19 protein-coding genes are annotated in these 21198 nt (G+C 69.9%); 6 read left to right on the top strand and 13 right to left on the bottom strand.

Features of this window, described 5'->3' with window-relative positions:
* Nucleotides 1–2: 2 nt before the first annotated feature.
* Nucleotides 3–434 (bottom strand): 30S ribosomal protein S16, encoded by a 432-nt coding sequence (gene rpsP, locus ACVN90_RS10470; protein WP_475098215.1) that lies wholly within the window; start codon nucleotides 432–434, stop codon nucleotides 3–5.
* 194 nt (nucleotides 435–628) lie between these two features.
* On the opposite strand from rpsP, the gene ACVN90_RS10475 reads away from it, so the two are divergent.
* The gene (locus tag ACVN90_RS10475) at nucleotides 629–1792 is read left to right on the top strand and encodes a glutamate--cysteine ligase (RefSeq protein WP_475098216.1); all 1164 of its coding nucleotides are present in this window, start codon (nucleotides 629–631) and stop codon (nucleotides 1790–1792) included.
* 61 nt (nucleotides 1793–1853) lie between these two features.
* Here the strand turns inward: ACVN90_RS10475 and ffh are convergent, their stop codons facing one another.
* The 3 genes from ffh to ACVN90_RS10490 form a co-directional block, all read right to left on the bottom strand.
* Entirely contained in the window at nucleotides 1854–3416 is a 1563-nt protein-coding gene (gene ffh, locus ACVN90_RS10480) for a signal recognition particle protein (protein ID WP_475098217.1), read from the bottom strand.
* Nucleotides 3417–3473: 57 nt separating this feature from the next.
* Nucleotides 3474–5543 carry an elongation factor G gene (locus ACVN90_RS10485; protein WP_475098218.1) on the bottom strand — a complete coding sequence of 690 codons (2070 nt, stop codon included), beginning with the start codon at nucleotides 5541–5543 and terminating at the stop codon, nucleotides 3474–3476.
* 80 nt (nucleotides 5544–5623) lie between these two features.
* Nucleotides 5624–6619 carry a TetR family transcriptional regulator gene (locus ACVN90_RS10490; protein ID WP_475098219.1) on the bottom strand — a complete coding sequence of 332 codons (996 nt, stop codon included), beginning with the start codon at nucleotides 6617–6619 and terminating at the stop codon, nucleotides 5624–5626.
* Between ACVN90_RS10490 and lipB the strand changes: the two genes are divergently transcribed.
* Nucleotides 6618–7388: a lipoyl(octanoyl) transferase LipB gene (gene lipB / locus ACVN90_RS10495; RefSeq protein ID WP_475098220.1), complete on the top strand. Its 771-nt coding sequence runs from the start codon at nucleotides 6618–6620 to the stop codon at nucleotides 7386–7388. The two genes, ACVN90_RS10490 and lipB, sit on opposite strands and share 2 nt — an antisense overlap.
* A gap of 17 nt (nucleotides 7389–7405) precedes the next feature.
* Here lipB and ACVN90_RS10500 read toward each other — a convergent pair whose 3' ends face one another.
* On the bottom strand, nucleotides 7406–8602 hold the full coding sequence (locus ACVN90_RS10500) for an IS110 family RNA-guided transposase (RefSeq protein WP_475098221.1): 1197 nt from the start codon (nucleotides 8600–8602) through the stop codon (nucleotides 7406–7408).
* Nucleotides 8603–8877: 275 nt separating this feature from the next.
* Here ACVN90_RS10500 and lipA point away from each other — a divergent pair, with 275 nt between their 5' ends.
* A complete protein-coding gene (gene lipA, locus ACVN90_RS10505; protein ID WP_475098222.1) occupies nucleotides 8878–9927 on the top strand; it encodes a lipoyl synthase in 1050 nt (349 codons plus the stop codon).
* A 12-nt stretch (nucleotides 9928–9939) separates the two neighbouring features.
* Here the strand turns inward: lipA and ACVN90_RS10510 are convergent, their stop codons facing one another.
* The 4 genes from ACVN90_RS10510 to smc form a co-directional block, all read right to left on the bottom strand.
* Nucleotides 9940–10440, bottom strand: a complete 501-nt coding sequence (locus tag ACVN90_RS10510) for a DUF2004 domain-containing protein (RefSeq protein ID WP_374974570.1) — start codon at nucleotides 10438–10440, stop codon at nucleotides 9940–9942.
* Nucleotides 10441–10521: 81 nt separating this feature from the next.
* Nucleotides 10522–11394, bottom strand: a complete 873-nt coding sequence (gene ftsY / locus ACVN90_RS10515) for a signal recognition particle-docking protein FtsY (protein WP_475098223.1) — start codon at nucleotides 11392–11394, stop codon at nucleotides 10522–10524.
* A 26-nt stretch (nucleotides 11395–11420) separates the two neighbouring features.
* Complete coding sequence (locus ACVN90_RS10520; RefSeq protein WP_475098224.1) at nucleotides 11421–12125, bottom strand: hypothetical protein; 705 nt, start codon at nucleotides 12123–12125, stop codon at nucleotides 11421–11423.
* Between the two features lie 43 nt (nucleotides 12126–12168).
* On the bottom strand, nucleotides 12169–15720 hold the full coding sequence (gene smc, locus ACVN90_RS10525) for a chromosome segregation protein SMC (RefSeq protein ID WP_475098225.1): 3552 nt from the start codon (nucleotides 15718–15720) through the stop codon (nucleotides 12169–12171).
* 489 nt (nucleotides 15721–16209) lie between these two features.
* Between smc and ACVN90_RS10530 the strand changes: the two genes are divergently transcribed.
* The 3 genes from ACVN90_RS10530 to ACVN90_RS10540 all read left to right on the top strand — a co-directional run bounded on the left by ACVN90_RS10530 (nucleotide 16210) and on the right by ACVN90_RS10540 (nucleotide 18717).
* Complete coding sequence (locus ACVN90_RS10530; RefSeq protein ID WP_116193129.1) at nucleotides 16210–16464, top strand: hypothetical protein; 255 nt, start codon at nucleotides 16210–16212, stop codon at nucleotides 16462–16464.
* A gap of 77 nt (nucleotides 16465–16541) precedes the next feature.
* A complete protein-coding gene (locus ACVN90_RS10535; protein ID WP_475098226.1) occupies nucleotides 16542–17624 on the top strand; it encodes a GNAT family N-acetyltransferase in 1083 nt (360 codons plus the stop codon).
* On the top strand, nucleotides 17617–18717 hold the full coding sequence (locus tag ACVN90_RS10540) for an N-acetyltransferase family protein (protein ID WP_475098227.1): 1101 nt from the start codon (nucleotides 17617–17619) through the stop codon (nucleotides 18715–18717). Before ACVN90_RS10535 ends, ACVN90_RS10540 begins: the two co-directional genes overlap by 8 nt.
* 24 nt (nucleotides 18718–18741) lie before the next feature.
* Here the strand turns inward: ACVN90_RS10540 and mutM are convergent, their stop codons facing one another.
* Genes mutM through ACVN90_RS10560 form a run of 4 tightly spaced genes read right to left on the bottom strand, consistent with a single transcriptional unit; the run spans nucleotide 18742 to nucleotide 21182 of the window.
* Complete coding sequence (mutM, locus tag ACVN90_RS10545) at nucleotides 18742–19689, bottom strand: bifunctional DNA-formamidopyrimidine glycosylase/DNA-(apurinic or apyrimidinic site) lyase (RefSeq protein WP_475098228.1); 948 nt, start codon at nucleotides 19687–19689, stop codon at nucleotides 18742–18744.
* Complete coding sequence (gene rnc, locus ACVN90_RS10550) at nucleotides 19682–20383, bottom strand: ribonuclease III (RefSeq protein ID WP_475098229.1); 702 nt, start codon at nucleotides 20381–20383, stop codon at nucleotides 19682–19684. Before rnc ends, mutM begins: the two co-directional genes overlap by 8 nt.
* 19 nt (nucleotides 20384–20402) lie before the next feature.
* Nucleotides 20403–20612: a 50S ribosomal protein L32 gene (gene rpmF, locus ACVN90_RS10555; RefSeq protein ID WP_045297913.1), complete on the bottom strand. Its 210-nt coding sequence runs from the start codon at nucleotides 20610–20612 to the stop codon at nucleotides 20403–20405.
* Nucleotides 20613–20645: 33 nt separating this feature from the next.
* Nucleotides 20646–21182 carry a YceD family protein gene (locus ACVN90_RS10560; protein WP_374978209.1) on the bottom strand — a complete coding sequence of 179 codons (537 nt, stop codon included), beginning with the start codon at nucleotides 21180–21182 and terminating at the stop codon, nucleotides 20646–20648.
* Nucleotides 21183–21198 lie beyond the last annotated feature (16 nt).

Consider the following 21198-nt stretch of genomic DNA (forward strand, 5'->3'; position numbering starts at 1 on the left):
GATTACTCGGCGGACTCGGCGGCCTCGTCGGCCGCGTCGGTCGCCTCGTCGGCGGGAGCCTCGGCGGGCTCCTCAGCCTTCTTCTCAGCCTTCGGCTTGATGACCGACTTCTTCGAGGCGTCGGCCTCGTAAGCGGTCTTGTCCTCGCGGGTCTTCACGGTCGAGACCGCGTTCTTGTCGCCCTTGAACTGGCCCCAGTCGCCGGTCAGCTTGAGGATGGCGAGCACCTGCTCGGTCGGCTGGGCGCCGACCGACAGCCAGTACTGCGCGCGCTCCGAGTCGACCTCGATGAACGAGGGCTCCTCGGTGGGGTGGTACTTGCCGATCTCCTCGATGACACGACCGTCGCGCTTGGTGCGCGAGTCGGCCACGACGATGCGGTAGTAGGGCGCACGGATCTTGCCGAGGCGCTTGAGACGAATCTTGACAGCCACGATTCTCCTGAATGTGTGGAAAGTGATTGAACCGGTCGCCTGGAGAGTGGGGTGCACACCCGGCGGAAGCTCTGAAGGAGGATCTCCGCGCTGGATAGAGGGTCGAGCGGGTGATCCAGCCCTCTATTCTGCCAGATGTCTTCCTGTGCCGTGAACCAAGCGGGTCCGGCGGGTCGCCGTGTCAAACTGTGCCCATGACGGTGCCCTTCGCGACATCCGCCCGATCGTCCGTCGGCCTGGAATGGGAGCTCATGCTCGCCGACGCCGCGACAGGAGACCTCACCCCGCGCGGCCCCGAGCTGCTCGCCGCCCTCGAAGAGGAGTCCACCCTCGAGCGCTACACCGTGACCGGCGAACTGCTGACGAACACCGTCGAGGTCACGAGCGGGGTCGGCGACACCGTGGCCGCCGCCACCGACGACATCGCCGACGCGATCGCGAAAGTGCGCACGTTCACCGACCCGCACGGCATCGACCTCCTGTGCGCCGGCAGTCACCCGTTCGCGCAGTGGTACGACCAGAGCGTCACCGACAAGACGCGCTATCACAAGCTCATCGAACGCACCCAGTGGTGGGGTCGCAACATGATGATCTGGGGCATCCACGTGCACGTCGGCGTCGAGGATGTGCGAAAGGTGTTCCCGATCATCAACGCCCTTGCCGTGTACCTCCCGCACCTGCAGGCGCTGTCGGCCTCCAGTCCGTTCTGGGCGGGAGATCGCACGGGATACGCCTCGAACCGCGCCCTGGTCTTCCAGCAGCTGCCCACCGCTGGGCTTCCCTGGCCGCTCAAGACCTGGGACGAGTTCGAGGGCTACCTGAAGGACATGGTCAGCACGGGTGTCATGGAGGACGCCACCGAGGTGCGGTGGGACATCCGCCCGGCGCCCCGGTGGGGCACCATCGAAGTGCGCGCGTGCGACGGAATGTCGACGCTGCCGGAGCTGGCGGCCATCGCCGCGCTCGTGCAGGTGCTCGTCGAGCACTTCTCGCGCCGCCTCGACGAAGGCCTGCCGCTCGAGACGATCCAGCCCTGGTTCCTCCGGGAGAACAAGTGGCGCGCGGCCCGCTACGGTCTCGACGCGCGCGTGGTCGTCGACCACCTCGGCACGCAGCGCCCGGTCGTCGATCACCTGCGCGAGACTCTGGACGAGGTGGGCGACATCGCCGTCGAGCTCGAATGCGCCCGGGAGCTCGCGGGAATCCGGACGATCCTCACCGACGGCGCCAGCTATTCTCGCCAGCTCGCGGTCGCCGACGCGTCGGACGGCGACCTCCGCGAGGTCGTGCGCCACCTGGTCGGCGAGTTCCGCTCGGGTCCGACCCTGCGCGAGCACCTCGCCGCGCTCGGTCAGTGATCTCGCGCAGACGCGTGATGGAGAAGGATGCTGCGGCCCGCAGCATCCGTGAATTCCGACGTCAGCCGCGGCCGAGCATCTTCTGCAGCTCGGCGAGGTCGGCCTCGGTCGGCGCGCCCTTCGCGCCACCCCCGAGCCCGAAGCCGGAACCTGTCGGAGCCTCCGCGGCCTGAGCCGCGATGCCGGCGTTCTCGGCAGCGCGCTTGGCCGGGTTGCCCGAACGCGAGCCCTTGGCCTTCTGCTGCTTTCCACGCTTCGCCGACGCGCCCGGACGCCCGGCGCCCGGAATCGGGCCCATGCCGGGAATGTTCGGCACGCCGCCGCGAGCGACGGTCTTCATCATCTTCGCGGCCTGGTCGAAACGCTGCACGAGCTGGTTGACGTCGGTCACGGTCATGCCCGAGCCGCGCGCGATGCGCAGGCGGCGCGAGCCGTTGAGCAGCTTCGTGTTGCGGCGCTCGGCGGGCGTCATCGAGCGGATGATCGCCTCGGTGCGGTCGATCTCGCGCTCGTCGAAGTTGTCGAGCTGGTCCTTCATCTGGCCCATGCCCGGGAGCATCCCGAGCATCTTCTTCATCGAGCCCATCTTGCGCATCTGCTGCATCTGCTCGAGGAAGTCCTCGAGCGTGAACTGCTCGGTCGCGAGCTTCTCGGCGACCTTCAGCGCCTCGGCCTCGTCGAACGCCTGCTGCGCCTGCTCGATGAGCGTGAGGATGTCACCGAGGTCGAGGATGCGCGACGCCATGCGGTCGGGGTGGAACGCCTCGAGATCGTCGAGACCCTCACCCGTCGACGCGAAGATGATCGGGCGGCCGGTCACGGACGCCACGGAGAGCGCGGCACCACCGCGCGCGTCGCCGTCGAGCTTCGAGAGCACGACGCCCGTGAAGTCGACTCCGTCCTGGAACGCCTTCGCCGTGTTGACGGCATCCTGTCCGATCATCGCGTCGATGACGAACAGCACTTCGTCGGGGTCGGTCGCCTTGCGGATGTCGGCGGCCTGCTTCATGAGCTCGGCGTCGACGCCGAGACGACCGGCGGTGTCGATGATGACGATGTCGTGCTGCTGGCGGCGGGCGACCTCGACGCCGTCCCTCGCGACCTTGACCGGGTCCCCGATGCCGTTGCCCGGCTCGGGCGCGTAGATCGCGGCACCGGCGCGCTCGGCGACGACCTGCAGCTGGCCCACGGCGTTGGGGCGCTGGAGGTCGGCGGCGATGAGGAGGGGCGTGTGGCCGTCCTTCTCGAGCATCTTCGCGAGCTTGCCGGCGAACGTGGTCTTACCGGAGCCCTGGAGGCCCGCGAGCATGATGACGGTCGGCGGGGTCTTCGCGAACTGGAGCCGGCGCTGCTCGCCGCCGAGGATCGCGATGAGCTCCTCGTTGACGATCTGCACGACCTGCTGGGCCGGGTTCAGCGCCTTGTTGACCTCGTCGCCGAGGGCGCGCTCGCGCACCTTGGCGGTGAACTCCTTGACGACGGGCAGCGCCACGTCGGCGTCGAGCAGGGCTCGCCGGATCTCGCGGACCGTGCCGTCGACGTCCGCGGGCGTGAGCTTGCCCTTGGTGCGGAGGTTGCGGAAGGTCTCGGTGAGCCGGTCGGAGAGGGTGCCGAAAGTCGCCATGATGCCCCGATTCTACGGGAGCGCACCGCGTGCTTCGCGTGGGCTATCGCCTCGACGTCATGCCCGGGCACCCTCCGGCGCGCGCTCGTAACCGTAGGGGGTGAGCGTGAGCTCCGCCTGACCGCCGGTGAGTGCACGCAGGTCGAGGACGTACCGTGCGAGCTCCGCATCGGGGACGGTCGCGATGACGCGGGTGCGCCCGTCCGCATCCGTCTCCGACTGGACCACGCGGCCACGGCGCCCGGAAAGATCCGTCAGGACCTGCCCCTGCCCGGCGGCCGGGACGATCACCACGACGGTGGACACCGGTTCGAGCAGCACAGCGCCCGCTTGCGCGAGCGCCGTCTTGACCCCCATCGCCGCCGCCGTGCGGAAGGCCATCTCCGACGAGTCGACGGAGTGCGACTTGCCGTCGTAGAGCTCGACACGGACGTCGACGACGGGATGCCCGAGTGTGCCCCCGGCAGCCAGGGCATCGCGCACGCCCTTCTCGACGGCCGGGATGTACGAGCGAGGCACCGCGCCGCCGACGACCGAGTCGACGAACTCGAAGCCTCCACCCGGAGGCAGCGGAGCGACGCGCAGCATGACGACGGCGAACTGCCCGTGTCCGCCCGACTGCTTCTTGAGCTTTCCCTCGGCCGCCGCGCCGTGCGCGATCGTCTCGCGATACGCGACCGGCGCGGGCCCCGTCGTGACATGCACGCCGAGCACGCGCGCGAGCCGTTCGACGGCGACCGCGACGTGCGTGTCGCCGAGTCCGTGCAGGATCGTGTCGGGCCCCGCGCGATCCACGACGAGGGTCGGGTCCTCGGCGAGGAGCCGGCCGAGCGCCGTGGTCAGCTTCGTGTCGTCCGACTGCGACACCGGCTGCAGGCTCATCGCGAAGACGGGCGGACGGGACGGCAGTCGCGCAGGACGAGCGTTCGTCTGCGCGCGGCTCCACAGCAGAGAGCCGGACGGCGTGCCCGCGAGCTTGGCGACGGCGCCGATCTCACCTGCGCGCAACGCGTCCACCGGCAGGTGCTCGGCGCCGCGCAACCGGAACAGTCCTGGCATCCGCTCCTCGACGCCGGTCGACGCGTTGCGCAGGCGGTCGCCCGGACGCAGGACACCCGAGAGCACCTTCAGCATCGCGATCTGACCCACGAACGGGTCGGCGACGGTGCGGAACACGTGAACCAGCTTGTCGCCCGCGGGGTCAGGCGCCACGTCGTGCTCGCTGCCTCCCGCGCCGTCTTGGTCCACGCCGAGGACGATCCTGCTGTCACGGTCGGCCACGGCCGGCGCGAGCTCGCATAGGAGATCGAGAACACGGTCGACGCCCGTTCCGGTCGTGGCAGAGCACACGACGACCGGCACGCCCTCGCCTGCGGCGACGGTGCGAGCGAGGGTGCGCCCGAGTTCGGCCGCCGGCGGCTCGTGCCCCTCGAGATACGCCTCGAGCTGTTCGTCGTCGCGGGACACGATCTCCTCGGTGACCGCCTGGTGCAGGCGATGCTCCTCCTCCGCGAGGTCGGCGGGCACGGGCTCTTCGTGGTGACCCCCGTCGGCGTCGTAGAGAACGGCCTGCTCCGTCAGCACGTCGGCGACTCCCTGGAAGGACTGCGCCTCCCCCACCGGCAGTTCGAGCGCCCAGATGCGGTCGCCGAACTCTCCGCGAAGCTGATCGAGCACGGCGCGGAACGACGCACGCGCGCGGTCCTCCTGGGTCACGACGACGACCCGCGCGACACCGGCCGCCTCCGCCGCGGACCACGCGGCGCGGGCGCCGGCAGACACCCCGTCGATCGCGCTGATCACGAGCACCGCCACGTCGGCCACCGCGAGCGCCGCGTCGACGGCGCCCACGAAGTCGGGGTGCCCCGGTGTGTCCATGAGCGTGATGCCGACATCCGCATCATCGACACGCCAAGACAGCCATGCGGGCGTCAGTCCGAGCGTCGTGTGGCGCGCGATCTCCTCGGGCTCGTGATCGCACACTGTCGTGCCCTGCTCGATCGACCCCCGTCGCGAAATCGCGCCTGCGCGGAGCAGCATCGCCTCCGCCAGCATCGTCTTCCCCGAACCGGTCGCACCGATCAGGGCGACGGAGCAATGCCTGGCGAGTGCGGATGCCGTTTCCACGGTGACCTCCCACGACGATGTGCGCTGGGCACCATCGTGCACCGTCTCGGGGGCGGCTGCCAGAGGACCGTGCGGAACGGTCAGTCCGCGGGGCCGAGCTCCTGGAAGAGGGTCAGCTGCAGCCCGGCGGGGCCGCGCAGGCGGGCGTTGATCGAGCGCCAGGGCGTTTCACGGGCGGATGCCTCGACCTCGGCGCCCGCGTCCGCCAGCCGCGACGCCGCGGCGGCCGTGTCGGCGACCTCGAGAGCCAGACGGATCCGGTCGCTCGGGGCGTCGCCGTCGGTCTCGACGCGGTCGATGAACTCGACCTGCGCGGGATTGGCGATCTCGAGCGTCGCGCGCCCCGCGGCGAGGATCGCGACGCGCGCGCCGCCGTCGGCTTCGTAGGCCTCGGCTTGAGGCATGCCGACGCTGTCGCGATAGAAGGCGAGGGTCTGCTCGAAGGCCGAGGCCTGCACCACCACACGGAGCTGTGCGACCTCACCGACCGGGGCGGCGGCCGACACCGGCGCCGCCGCGTCGGCGGCGAGAGCGAGGAAGCGCGCGAGCGACGTGCGGCCGGCGCCGTCGTGCGCCCACGCCTCGATGGCCGCGAGGACCGCGCCGCCCCACGCCGCTCCCGCGACCTCGGCGCGCACGCGGTCGGTTCCGCCGCGCAGAAGACGCGCGGAGACCGCTCGAGCGACCCGCGCACGCCGCAGCGCGGCATCGCGCTCGAACTCCGTCTCGAGCCCCATCGCGGTCGCGTTCACGATGCCGAGCGCGAGGCTGTCAGGCGCAAAGGAGTCGGCGACAGCCAATGTCGCGGCGCGCACGGCGGTCGCAGCATCCGCCGTCTCATCCGCGTCGATACGCTGTTCGAACACCGCCAGGCGCTCGTCGAGACCTGCCCACAGCACGTCGGACTTGGATGAGAAGTAGTTGAAGAAGCTCGACCGGCTGACCCCCGCGCGCCGTGCGATGTCGACGATGGACGTCTGCTCGTAGCCCTGCTCCAGGAACAGCTCGCAGGCGGCCTCGGCGATCGTCTCGCGCGACGACGCCTTGGGTCGTCCCGCTCGCGGCTCGGTGGACATGAAGCCCACCCTATTGGCCGCCTCGCGCACGTTGCCCCGCGACGCCGACGCGGCGCCGCACCCCTGGCCCGCAGATGTATTGTTGGACGCGATCCATCAATCGCCACAAGCGAGAACGCGAAGGAGCACGATGCTCGACATCCGGACTGTCGGCCTCTCCCCCGACTATGTGCCCTACCTCGACGGATGGGCGCTGCAGCGCAGCATCCACGCTGACATCGTCGCGGGGACCCGCCCGGACACCCTCCTCCTGCTGGAGCACGAGGCGGTGTACACGGCCGGCGCTCGCACCGCTCGCCATGAGCGGCCCACCGATGGCACGCCCGTGGTCGATGTCGATCGCGGCGGCAAGATCACGTGGCATGGGCCGGGTCAGCTCGTCGGCTATCCGATCGTCCGCCTCGCCGAGCCTGTGGACGTGGTCGCGCACGTGCGCCGCCTCGAGCAGCTGCTGATCGACGCGCTGCACGACTTCGACATCGACGGCTACCGCGTCGAAGGGCGCAGCGGCGTGTGGGTGCGCCGCCCCCTCGGCGAGGACAAGGTCGCGGCCATCGGCGTGCGCGTGCAGCGCGGCGTGACGATGCACGGCTTCGCGCTCAACTGCGACAACACGCTCGCGGGATTCCGCGGGATCATCCCGTGCGGGATCACGGATGCCGGAGTCACGACCGTCAGCGAGATCGTCGGCGCCGACGTCTCGCCCGCCGACGTGATCGACACCGTCGCTCGCGTGTTCGAGGCCGACTTCGCGGGGGTGCCGGCATGAGATTCCCTAGGTCAACCTCAGGCGGCGATCTGCTGCATGGCGCCTCCGTGGAGTTGGGGGTTGTAGGCGGTGTGGTCTTGCCAGCAGCGCCAGATCACGCGGACCCAGGCGCGGGCGAGGATGCGGACGGCATGGGGGTGGCGTTTGCCGCGGGCGATGGCATCTTGGTAGATCTTCGCGGCCCAGGGGCTGGCGTGTCGGGAGTCGTCGGCGAAGTCGATGAGCGCGTTGCGGAGCTTCTTGTCCGCGGCCCAGCGGAACGCGACGGAGTGGATCTTTCCGCTGGCTCTGGTGACGGGTGCGACGCCGGCGAGGGCGGCGAGGGATTCCTCGTCGGGGAACCGGGCGCGGACGTCGCCGATCTCGGCGAGCAGCGTTGCGGCGCGGACGCCGTGGCCCGCTTTGGGGAGGCTGGTGAAGATGTGCGCGTCGGCGTGGGCGTCGAGGCGTTCGATGATCTCGGCTTCCAGTTCGCGTTCCTGGTTGCGGATGGTCTCCATGGCTTTGAGCAGGGCGTGGACGCAGACGGCGTGCCCGTCGGCTTCCTCGGCGGACAGTCCCGCCGGGGGCGCTTGGGTGACGCGAGCGTAGAGGTCGTCGACGCTCTTGCGGCCGCAGTAGGCGATGCGCCGCAGGAACGCCGCGAGCCGGGCCGGGGTGAGTCGGGCGGCGGCGCGCTGGGTGGGGTAGCGGCGCAGGAACGCGATGGTGACGTCGCTGTCCAGTCGGGCGAACAGGCCGATCGCGCCGGGGAAGCAGCGCTCCAGTTCGGCGCGCAGCTGGTTCATCAACCCGACCCGGGCCTCGACGAGCTGCTTGCGGGTGCGCGACAGCGACCGCAGTACCTGGGTGGCGCCGCTGTCCTGGGTCAGCGGGCTCAGCCGGTGGCCATCGGTGCGCAGCACGTCGGCGAGCAGGTAGGCGTCGCCGGCGTCGGACTTCGCGCCCGAGCCGGAGTAGCGGCTGCGCAGTCCCTTGACCTGTCGTGGCGTGATCACCACGACGTGCAGGTTCGCGTCCAGCAGCGCTTCGACCAGCGGCCCGTCACACCGTTCGATCGCGACGCCTTCGACGGCGAGCTTGGCCAACCGTTTCACGAGCCCCGCGAAGGTCTTGCCGGTGTTAGCGATCTCGAAACGCACCCGGATCTCTCCGTGAGCGTCGACCACGCAGACGGCATGGGTGTTGCTGGCCCAGTCGATGCCGGCGAACAACCGCGGGTCGTTCTCTGTGGACATCTGTCCGGTCCTTCCTGTGATGATGGATCTGGCACCGTCGGTGACGGGGAGCCAGTCCGGATGCTCATTGCGTGGCGGTCCAACCCGCATATCCCTAGCGCCGGTATCGGCTTCCCGGCCCGGCGGCTGCCGCAGATCTCATGCTGGTCCTCGAGGGACAAGCGGCTCAGGCGGTCAGCCACCGGCCGGCGGTTCAACAGGAAGCCTCATCCAACGCGACCCGCTCGCGCTACAGAAGCGATGGTGCACCAATGAGCGCCTGCGGCACGGGCCACGGAGCATCCGCCGGGGGCGCAGCATCCGCCCCCTCCTCCGCTCCTGACGGCCGAAAGCTGCTGCGTCTCGAGGTCCGCAACGCGCAGACGCCGATCGAGCGCAAACCGGAGTGGATCAAGACGCGGGCGAAGATGGGTCCCGAGTACCAGGCGCTGCACTCGCTGGTGAAGACCGAGGAGCTGCACACGGTCTGCCAGGAGGCCGGCTGCCCCAACATCTACGAGTGCTGGGAGGACCGCGAGGCGACGTTCCTCATCGGCGGCTCCCAGTGCACGCGCCGGTGCGACTTCTGCCAGATCGACACCGGCAAGCCGGCGGACTACGACACCGACGAGCCCCGGCGTGTCGCCGAGAGCGTCGTGCGCATGAACCTCCGCTACGCCACGGTGACCGGCGTCGCCCGCGACGACCTGCCCGACGGTGGAGCGTGGCTGCACGCCGAGACGGTCCGCGCGATCCACGCGGCGAACCCGAACACGGGCGTCGAGATCCTCGCGACCGACTTCAACGGAGACCCCTCGCTGCTCGACGAGGTCTTCGACAGCCGCCCGGAAGTCTTCGCGCACAACGTGGAGACGGTGCCCCGCATCTTCAAGCGGATCCGCCCGGCCTTCCGCTACGAGCGCTCGCTCGACGTCCTGACGCAGGCGCGCGACGCCGGCCTCATCACCAAGTCGAACCTCATCCTCGGCATGGGCGAGGAGCCCGAGGAGGTCGTGCAGGCGCTCGAGGACCTGCACGGGGCGGGCACCGACATCATCACGATCACGCAGTACCTGCGACCCTCGCCGCGCCACCTGCCGGTGGCCCGCTGGGTGAAGCCGCAGGAGTTCGTCGAGTTCAAGGAGGAGGCCGAACGCATCGGGTTCCTCGGTGTCCTCGCCGGCCCGCTCGTGCGCTCGTCTTACCGCGCCGGACGTCTGTGGGCGCAGTCGATGATCTCGAAGGGACGGGAGATCCCGCCGCACCTGGCGCACATCGCCGGAGACGTGCACGTCGAGCGCGGGTTCGCGCAGGCGGTCTGAGCCCTCCCGGCGCTAGTCGGCGCTCGTCACGGACAGCACGCCGCCGTCGGAGTCGAGGTTCACCAGCAGCACGTCGTCGGTGGCGTCGGGATCGAGCGCGTACTCGAGCACGGCGAAGGGGTCGGAGCCCCCGTGCTCGTCGGCGAGGATCGTCATGCTCATCAGTTGCAGCGAGCGGATCACGTCGATGTGCACGTCGCCCGAGATGTCGACCAGCGTGTCTTCGAGAGCCTCGCCGAGCGCCTCCTGCTGCTGCAGGATGTACTCGGTCACCTCGCTCGTGCGATCGCTCAGCTCGTTGACCATCGCGTTGCGGGCGCTGCGGTCGATGTCCTCGATCGACGAGATGAGCGCTGCGGCCACATCGAGGGCCGCCTCCGACACGTCATCCTGGTCGGGGGCCGTGAGGTCCACCGTGACGGACTGGTCTCCCAGTTCGACGTTCTCCGACCAGAAGATCGATCCGTCAGGCCCCGATTCGAGGAGTCCGAAGTAGTCGTGCTCGATCGCCATGACCCCATGAAACCGCAACCCGGGCGTCGGCGATAGCCCGAACACGGCATGGCGCGGATTCGGTCGATTCCGCCGGTGGATTCAGTCGACGAGGGACGCCGCGAACACGTGCGGAGTGAAGCCCGTGAGGTCTCCGATGCCCTCGCCCTGGCCCAGCAGCTTCACGGGGATCCCGGTGCGCTCCTGCACGGCCAGGACGAACCCGCCCTTGGCGGAACCGTCGAGTTTCGTGAGGACGAGGCCGGTGACTCCGGCGTGCTCGAGGAACGCCTGCGCCTGCATCACGCCGTTCTGACCGGTCGTGGCGTCGAGGACGAGCAGCACCTCGCTGATGGGTGCCTGCTTCTCGATCACACGGCGGATCTTGGTGAGCTCGTCCATGAGGCCGCCCTTGGTGTGCAGGCGTCCCGCGGTGTCGACGAGCACGATCTCGGTGCCGGTGTTCTTCGCGTACTCGATGGTCTGGAAGGCGACGGATGCCGGATCCTGGCCCTCCTGCTGCGGCCGGACGATCGTCGCCCCGCCGCGCTCGGCCCAGGTCGCGAGCTGGTCGACGGCCGCGGCGCGGAACGTGTCCGCCGCGCCCACCACGACCGTGCGGCCGTACCGCTGCAGGAACTTCGCGAACTTGCCGATCGTCGTGGTCTTGCCGACGCCGTTGACTCCGACGACCAGCACGACCGCCGGGCGCTCCGTGAGCCGCAGGGTGGTGTCGAACTTCGCGAAGTGCTCCTCGAGGGTCTCCTTCAGCATGCGCTGCAGGTCTCTCGGGTCGGTGGTGCGGTAGCGCTCCACTTTCTCCCGCAACTCGTCCACGATGCGCTCGGTGATGTCCGGCCCGAAGTCTGCGGTGAGCAGCGCCGTCTCCAGGTCGTCCCACGTCGTCTCGTCGATCGTGGGCTTGACGAACATGCCGCGCAACGCGCGTCCGAGCGACCAGGAGCTCTCTGCCATTCCCCCAGCCTAGGTGCCGACGCGGGTCACTCCGACGTCGGTGAGATCGAGACGCCGAGGTACGAGTTCAGCACATCTGACACCTCGGTGGACGCGTCCTGGCCCGGCGGGCACTCGACGTTGACGACGAGCGCGGTCCCGAGCGTGCCGAACATGCGCCCGAACTCGCTCCAGGTCGCCTCGCCGCCCGCACTCCCGCCGGTTCCGACGACGATGCGCACGTCGACGCTGCCCTCCTGCATCGTCTGCGCGACGTACTCGTCAGTGGCGTTGGCGCTGACGTCGGTGGCGGTGACGCCGGGGATCTGCGCACCCAGCACAGCTGCAAGCATGTTGTCCGTGCTCTCCCGGTCGTCGGCGCCGAGCGTGAGATCGGTGATCGCACCCTGATAGAACGCCACCGAGCACTGCGTCTGCTCGTCGAGGTACGCCCAGCTGCCGTTGCCGTCGTCGGAGGCCGACACCGAGAACCGAGCGTCCGTGGCCATCAGACGGTCGTCCCACCCCACGGTCCACATGCCGGGCGCGAGATCGGCTCCGGCCTCGAATGTGAGGTCCGTCGGAGGCGCCGCGTCGAGTTCGTCGACCGCCTCGGGCGTCTCCGTGGTGACCTCCGACGGGGATGGCTTGACGTCGACGCGTCGAGCTCCGGTGATGTCGGGCGTGCATCCGGTCAGGACGAGGGCCGACAGCACCATGGCGACGGTCGCGAGGCGAGCAGTGATGTGCATGGGCGAACGCTACACCGGCCCACCCCCGGGCGGGTCCGCTCGTTCAGGAGGCGACGCGGTCGGCGATCCGCTGGCCGACGACGGCCGAGACGCCGTCCTGGCGCATCGACACCCCGTACAGCGCGTCGGCGATCTCCATCGTGCGCTTCTGATGCGTGATGACGATGAGCTGGCTCGAGGCGCGCAGCTGCTCGAAGACGCCGAGCAGGCGTCCCAGGTTGGCGTCGTCGAGCGCGGCCTCGACCTCGTCGAGGATGTAGAACGGGCTGGGACGCGCCTTGAAGATCGCGGTCAGCAGCGCCACCGCCGCGAGCGAGCGCTCCCCGCCCGACAGCAGCGAGAGCCGCTCGATCTTCTTCCCGACCGGCCGAACCGCCACTTCGATCCCGGTGGTGAGCGGTGAGTCGGGGTCCGTGAGCGCGATCGAGCCCGTGCCCCCGGGGAAAAGGATCGGGAACACCTCCCCGAACGCGACCTTCGTGTCTTCGAACGCCGCCAGGAAGATCGTCTGCATACGCTCGTCGAGCTCTTCGATGATCGTCAGCAGGTCCTTGCGGGTCTGCGTGAGGTCGGCGAGCTGCTCGGTCATGAACTTATGGCGCTGCTCGAGCGCCTCGAATTCCTCGAGCGCGAGCGGGTTCACCCGGCCGAGCTGTGCAAGCTTGCGCTCGGCCTCCTGCAGGCGTCTGCGCTGCTGCGGGCGATCATATGCGATGGATGCTGCCGCCTCGGCGTCGTCGCCATCCTCGGGCGCGGGCCCGGCAACGGGATCCAACGGAACAGCCTGATCCGGACCATATTCCGAAACAAGAATGTCTTCGTCGAGCCCGAGCTCGGAGTGCACCCGCTCGAGCAGTCCCGTGACGTGGAGACGCTTCTCGTGGATCTGAAGCTCCAGGCTGTGGACGCTCTCGGTGAGCCCGGCGAGCCGCTCCCGCACGGTGTTCTCCTGCGTCCGCAGTTCGGTGAGTTCGGCGGTGACAGCGGTGCGCTCGGACTCCGCGGCGGCGAGGTCGGCGCGGGCCTGCGCGAGCGAGCGGTCGACGGAGTCGATCACGGCCGGCAGCTGACCGGCGACGCCGGCCGCGATCTCGCGCTGCGCGCGGCGGATGACGGCGCGACGCGCCGCCTCGGCCGCGGCATCACGCTCGCGCTCGCGCTGGCGTTCGAGCCCGATGACACGCGCTTCCCCCGCCCGGATGCGTTCCCGGAGCGTCTCGACGTCGAGACGAGCGCGCATCTCGCCGTCGCGGGCCTCCTCGAGCGCGGCGAGCATGCCCTCGCGTGCGGAGGCGTCGAGGATCGGGCGCGGAGCCTCGAGCGCCGACGTGAGCTGGTCTTCGGCGGATCGCGCCGACCCCTCGGCGTCCTCGACGGCCGCGGCGGCCTGTGCGAGCCCGGCGGCGAGCCGCTCGCACTCGGCGACCGCGGCCTCGTGCCGCACCGTCGCCCGGTTGACCTGCTCGGCGTGGGCGGCCAGCGCCGCGTCGTGCTCACGGAGGGTCGCGAGCGTGGTCTTGGTGCGCAGGCGCGCGGACTCGAGCTCACGGGTCGCGTCGGCCAGCGCTTCGCGCAGCGAGTCCGCGACGACGGCGATCTCGTCGCGACGCTCGGCCGCAGCATCCCGTTCCGCTGCGAGCTCCAGTCGCGATCGCGAGGCGCCCGCGCCCGCACGGAGCGAGTACTCGGTGTACACCTCGCCGCGGCGGGTGACCAGCGTGAGGGCACTGCCGAGCTCGGCGTCCGCGAGCGTGGGGGCGGCGCGGCGCGCCGTATCGAGGTCGTCGGCGACGACGACGTACGCGAGCAGGCCGAGCACGCCCTCGGGAGCCGTGACGACGTCGCGGGCCGGCACCACCCCAGGCAGCGCGGGAAACAGCGGTCGCATCATGCCGGCCGAGGCGATCACGATGTCGACGACACCCGCCTCGGCGTCGCGCGCGGCGTCGGCCACGGCGAACGCGCTGTCGCGGTCTTCGACGAGCACGCCCTCGGCGATGGGTCCGAGCACCGCGGCGATCGCGGCCTCGAAACCCGGCTTCACCTGCACCGCATCGCCGACAATCCCGCGGACGCCGCGGAGTTCCGAGGCGATGAGCGACGACGCGCCGCTCTTCACATCGAGGGCCCGGCTCAGCGCGGCCGTCTGCGCAGTCAGGGCCTCGCGTTCACGTTCCGCGGCATGCAGGCGCTCCCGGAGCGAAGCGACCGAGGACTCGGTCTCGGAGGCGTCGCGCTGCGCCCGCTCGTAGGCCGCGGCGTGGTCGGCCGAGGACTCCTCGGGCACGAGGTCGGGGTCGACGCCGGCGAGGATCGCCTCGGCCTCCGCGCGGCGAGCGAGTGCGGCATCCAGCGCCTTCTGCTGGCGTTCGACCGCGGTCCGCACGGCGGCGAGGGCGGATGCTGCGGCCTCGGCGGTGCCGCGCAGCGCGGTGATGCGCATGTCGTGCTCGGAGACCAGCGCGCTCTGTGCGGCGATGTCGACGTCGAGGGCGTCGAGCTCGGCGCGGGCGCGCACGACGCCGCGCGCCGCTTCCGCGGCGGCGTCCTGCGCGGCGCCCAGTCCGTCCGAGACGTCGTCGATCTCTGCGCGCGCCTCGTCGATCATCGCCTGCGAGACCGTGGTCAGCTCGATGCGGTCCTCGTCCTCGGCGTCGCCGAGGAGTGCGAGCCGCTGCCCCGCGAGGGCGTAGAGCCCTCGCAGACGCTCCTGCACCCGCTCGAGCCCGAAGGCCACACGGCGGGCGCGGTCCACGCTCTCGGAGCGCTGGTCGCTCTCGAGCTGCTCGATGCGCACGCGGGCGTTGTCGAGCCGCTCCTGCAGCACCATGCGCTCGGCGTGCCGTTCGTGCTCGCTCTGCGCGTGGGAGGCGAGCTCGGCACGCAGACCGACGATCTCGTCGGCGAAGAGGCGGGCCTTCGCATCGCGCACGACGGCCGCGATCGTCGCCGCCTCGCGGGCGATCTCCGCCTGGCGGCCGAGCGGCTTCAGCTGCCGGCGCAGTTCGCCGGCCAGATCGCTGAGACGCGTGAGGTTCGCCCCCATCGCGTCGAGCTTGCGGAGCGTCTTCTCCTTGCGACGGCGATGCTTGAGGATGCCGGCCGCCTCTTCGATGAACCCGCGGCGGTCCTCCGGCGTCGCCTGCAGGACGCTGTCGAGACGCCCCTGGCCGACGATCACGTGCATCTCGCGACCGAGGCCGGAATCGCTCAGCAGTTCCTGCACATCGAGCAACCGGCAGGACTCGCCGTTGATCGCGTACTCGCTCGAACCGTTGCGGAACAGCGTCCGGCTGATCGTCACCTCGGAGTACTCGATCGGCAGTGCGCCGTCGCTGTTGTCGATCGTGAGCTGCACCTCGGCACGCCCGAGCGGCCCGCGCGTCGCGGTGCCGGCGAAGATGACGTCCTCCATCTTGCCGCCGCGGAGCGTCTTCGCCCCCTGCTCCCCCATCACCCACGCGAGCGCGTCGACGACGTTGGACTTGCCGGAGCCGTTCGGACCGACGATGCATGTCACGCCGGGTTCGAGGGCGAACGTCGTCGGCTGGGCGAACGACTTGAACCCTTTGAGCGTCACGCTCTTCAGGTGCATGGATACGCCTTCCACCCCGGTCGTTTACCCGCCTACGCTACCCGAGCGCAGCACACGCGCCCGGAAGACCGGCCGTGGCGTGCGCGGATCCCGCGACACGCCATGAGATCACCGAATCTGCGAGAAAGCTTGACGCGGGTATCCCACACCCGCTAACGTCACTCTCTGCGTCTGAAGTCGAGAAAGGAGGTCCCCCGATGATGCTGATGACTCCAACCGGAATCGCCGCCCGTGATGGCGGAGCGATTCGTGCCGTCGCGTCGGGGACCGTCTCCTTCGGCGCTGTGCTGAACGGCCGCTTCCCCGCCGCCATCTGATCCCCGCAGGGGACGAGTCTGCCCGTTTCCGGGCGCGAACCGTCTGTTGCGCCGCACCCGCTTCGTGGTGCTGAGCGCGCTCCCCCTGCGATCTCGTCCCGTCGTGCTGCGGCACGGCATCCCCGCCTCCTGGCCCCCGCCCGAGGCATCACTCCATCTGGAAAGAGCAATCATGAACACTCTCCTTGCGCCGCAGCGCCCCTCGGGCCTTCCCGATACGCTGCGGCTCCCGAGCCGCGACACCCGGACCTCGCTCCTGGACCGCCTCGCCCTCCACCTGGGCCTGTGGCTCCTGCTGTGGAGCACCCGCACCCCGCGGCTCGCGGACGACCGCCGCCGGCACGCCCAGGCGTACCGGCACCAGGAGGCCAACACAGAGCGCGAACGCGCCTACCTCCGCGAGGCCAGCCTCGCACCCCGGCCGTGACGGCCACCGGGTCCGCCGCCCGCACCCGGGCGGCGGACCCCACCCCTCAACCCCCGACAACGCAAGGACGCACCGACATGACCACCATCACGGGGCTGGAGTTCCGCCCCCTCGTCGTACCCGCCTCCATCGACGCACCCGACGCCGCCGACTTCGTCGAGATGGTGCGGGTGCGCAACCTCATCTACCGCGAGATCTCGGGGCACGACGACCACCGGATCACCGCCGACGAACTGCTTCCGCACTATCAGCCCTCGGAGTACGAGACCCGGATCAGCTGGGTGATCGTCGACGACGGAGCCATCATCGGCCGCGTCGGCATCGACATCCCCCACGAAGAGGGCTCGACCGCCGCTTTCTGGCTCATCGAGCTGCTCCGCGAGTCGTGGGGCCGCGGCATCGGCTCGGCGGCCTACGAACTCGTCGAGCGCACGGCGCTCGAGCACGGCCGCACGGTGCTGCAGTCGTGGGCCGAGCACCCCGCCGCGCCGGGGCCGCAGCTCGCGCCGCCGACCGGCTTCGGCGAGATCCCCGAGGATCACGTCGCGCGGTTCTACCTCCGCCACGGCTACAGCCTCGAACAGGTCGAGCGCAACAGCGCCTTCGACCTCACCGGCTCGTTCGACGGCGTCGAGCGGCTCCTCGCCGAGGCGCAGGCCGCATCGCCTGCCTACCGCCTCGTCCAGTGGTCCGCACCGACCCCCGACGAATACGTCGCCGGGTACGCGTGGATGAAGTCCCGTATGTCGACCGACGCACCCGCTGCGGCGCTCGAGTTCGACGAGGAGACGTGGGATGCCGCGCGGATCGCCGAGCACGACGCGCGGTACACGTCATCGGGGCGCACCATCCTGGTCACGGCCGCCCAGCACATCGAGACCGGTGAGCTGTGCGCTTTCAACGAGCTGGTGATCGGCAAGGACCGCACCGAGGCATCCCATCAGGAGGACACGCTCGTCCTCAAAGAGCACCGCGGGCACAAGCTCGGAACGCTCGTGAAGTGCGCGGGGCTCCTGTCCTGGCGCGAGATCGCGCCGGACTCGGCGCGCGTCATCACTTACAACGCAGAGGAGAACCGGCCCATGCTGGACATCAACGAGGCGATCGGCTTCGCGCCGATCGCGTACGAGGGTGCATGGAAGAAGGTGCTCGATGACTGACCTGGCCGAAAACACCGTCGTGACAGTCCAGCGCATCGTCGTCCCCGAGACGGCGGACGCCGCCGACGCCCGCGTGTTCCTCGAGATGGTGCGGATCGCCAACGCTGTCTGCCTCGAGGACGCCGGACACGACTACCTGCGCGAGGAGCCCGACGAGATGCTCGGGTTCTGGCAGGACCAGTCCGACTGGACCCAGCTCGGGTTCGCCGCGCTCCGCGGCGACGAGGTGCTCGGTGCGGTGAAGCTCATGATCTCGAACGAGACGGACGTCAGTACCGTCGAGTTCGACCTCATGGTCGATCCGCCGCACCGCGGTCGTGGTCTCGAGGAGCTGCTGCTCGCCGAGGTCGAGCGCGAGGCGCGCGAACGCGGACTCGCCACGATCCAGACATGGACGCTTCATCGACCGGATGCTGCGGGCCCGCGTCTGCAGCCGTCCACGGGGTGGGGGGCGATCCCCGCCGACGACGCGCAGACGAAGTTCCAGTTGGCGAGCGGCTTCACGCTCGAACAGGTGGAGCGCAACAGCGTGTTCGACCTGACCGGCGACTTCGCCCTCGTGACGCGCATGCTCGCGGACGCCGTAGCGGTCGCCGGTGACGAGTACCGGCCGATCCAGTGGACGTCGCCGACGCCGCCGGAGTACGTCGACGGATTCGCCTACGCGCTGTCGCGCATGTCGACCGACGTGCCCGCCGGTGGCCTCGTCATCGACGAGCAGCACTGGGACGCTGCGCGGGTCGAGCGACGTGATGCCCGTTTGAAGGCACAAGGGCTCACCGTCTCGGTGGCGGCTGTTCTCCATGTGCCGACGGGCCGGGTCGCCGCGTACAACGAGCTCGTGATCGGCGAGGACCGTTCCGGCGCGACACAGCAGTACGGCACGCTGGTCGTCAAGGAGCACCGTGGCCACCGCCTCGGCACGATCGTCAAGTGCGCGAACCTGCTGCGCTGGCGCGACCTCGTGCCGGAGTCGCCGCGCGTCTCGACGTTCAACGCCGAGGAGAACCGGCACATGCTCGACATCAACGAGACGATCGGCTTCGTGCCGGCCTCGTACGCCGGCGCGTGGAAGAAGGTTCTCGAACTCTGATCTCCGGCGCACGCCGGAGATCGCTCAGACATGTGCCGCGTTCGGTCCGTCCACAGCCGAGCGCGGCACCCGCTGGCAGTGCGCGCAGAAGTGACTCGAGCGGTTCGTGAACGACACGCGCACGATCGGACGGCCGCATCGGGGGCACGGCTCCCCGGTGCGGCCGTACGCGTTCAGCGAGTGCGCGAAGTAGCCGGCCTGGCCGTTGACGTTGACATACTGTGCGTCGAAGCTCGTGCCGCCTTCGGCCAGCGCCTTGTCGAGCACGTGGCGCACCTCGCCGAGCAGGCGGTTCACCGCGCGGGTCGGCAGGGCGCGCGCGGATGTCTCGGGGTGGATCCGCGCGGCCCACAGCGACTCGTCTGCGTAGATGTTGCCCACGCCGCTGACGACCGTCTGGTCGAGCAGGACCCGCTTGATCGCCGAGTCCTTGCGAGCGAGCACCCGCCGGAATCCCGCATCGGAGAACGCCGGATCGAGCGGGTCGCGCGCGATGTGCGCCACTTGTGCCGGAACGGATGCCTCGTCCCACCCGTAGCCGCCGGGCGCGCGGTCGGGCGTGGCGATCAGGTCGTCGAGCGCGAGTGAGCCGAATGTGCGCTGATCGGCGAAGACGACGGAGAGCTCACCGTGCACCGGATGCGCGAGGTCGATGCGCACGCGCTCATGCCGCTCGGGCGCCGCTCCCGGAGCGCGCAGAAGCATCTGCCCGCTCATGCCGAGGTGGCCGATCACCGCCTCATCGGACGGGGCGCCATCGGAGCCCGACTGCAGCGGGAGCCACAGGAACTTGCCGCGCCGGGCAGCCGCGCTCACGACGCGCCCGGTGAGTCGCGCCTCGAAGTCGGCACCACCGCCGGCGTGTCGCGTCAGCGCACGCTCGTCGAGCACCGTCACGCCGATGACGAGGGCGCCCGTGACAGCGGGGGCGAGGCCGGCGCGGACGACCTCGACCTCGGGAAGCTCAGGCACGCCCGCTGAGCGCGCGCCAGGCCGTGAGCGCGGCAGCCATCTCGGCGTGCTTCTTGCTGGTGCCCGCGCCCTTCGCCGAGAGTTCGCCCACGGTGACGATCGCCGTGAAGCGGCGGTCGTGATCGGGTCCGGTCGAGGTGACCTCGTACGCGGGGGGCAGCAGTCCGCCGTGCGCAGCGAGCTCCTGCAGCGCCGTCTTCGGGTCCATCGCGGCCCCGTAGCGTTCGGGGTCGGCGAGCAGGGGCTCGACGAGTCGCAGCACCAGGCCGGTCGCGGCATCCGATCCCGCCGACAGGTATGTCGCCCCGAAGATCGCCTCCATGGTGTCGGCGAGGATCGAGTCCTTGTCGCGTCCGCCGGTGAGGATCTCTCCGCGGCCGAGTTTGAGGTGCGCACCGAGGCCGATGCCCCGGGCGATCTCGGCGAGGGCCACCGTCGAGACGACACTGGCGCGCCGCTTCGCGAGGGCGCCCTCTTCGAGCTCCGGGTGACCGGTGAACAGTCGAACCGTCACCGCGAGGCCGAGCACGGAGTCCCCGAGGAACTCGAGGCGCTCGTTGTGCGGAACCTGTCCGTTCTCGTACGCCCACGAGCGATGAGTCAGCGCCAGCGACAGAAGCTCGGGGTCGATATCGACTCCGAGCTTCTGTGTGAGGTCTGAGAGCGTGGTGCGCTCCGCTGCGACGTCTGTCACGTCAGACCGTGCGCGACGATCAGACGTCGGCGACCTTGCGGCCCTTGTACTCGAGGAACAGCTCGGTGCCCTGCGAGTCGGTGACGACCTTCGCCTGGTGCGGACGGCTGTAGACGGTCTTGCCGTTCTCGACGGTCTTGACGAGCGTGGGGGCCTCGGCCTTCCACTGCGCGCGACGCGAGCGAGTGTTGGAGCGGGAGACCTTCCGCTTCGGGGGGTTACCTGCCATGGCTAGCTCTCTTCTGTGTTCTCGACGCCGCTGTCAACCGCGGGGGCGCGGTGCTTCGTCGTCGTGGCTCGTGGTGAAGTCCTGGAGCGCGGCCCATCGTGGATCGAGAGGCTCGCTCTGCGGCGTTCCGGCATTCTCGGCCAGTCGCTCGCCCGTTATCGGATCGAGTCCGGGGCAATCCGGCTGGCATACCGGCTGAAACGGAAGCGACAGGACGACCGCTTCCCTGACCAGAGTTTCAAGATCCACGTGGTCGTCTTGAACCTCGAAGTCAGTTTCTTCCTCCCCAGGATACGCGAAAAGCTCCTGAAACTCGACTTTGAGCCCTTCGGCGATGTCGATGAGGCACCGACTGCAGATGCCGGTGTACTCCGTGTCGACCTCTCCGGAGACGAGAATGCCCTCGTGCACCGACTCCAGACGCACGTCCAGCACGAGGGGCTCCCCCTCGGCGACGGCGACGAGACCCTCGCCCCACTTCTCGGGGGCTGGGACCTCGAGGGTATGCTCGCGCATCTCTCCCGAGCGGTGGGCGATGTCGCGGACCGGGAGGACGAACGGACCCGTCACATGCTTTCTGACCACG

Source organism: Microbacterium sp. F01, assembly GCF_056156365.1.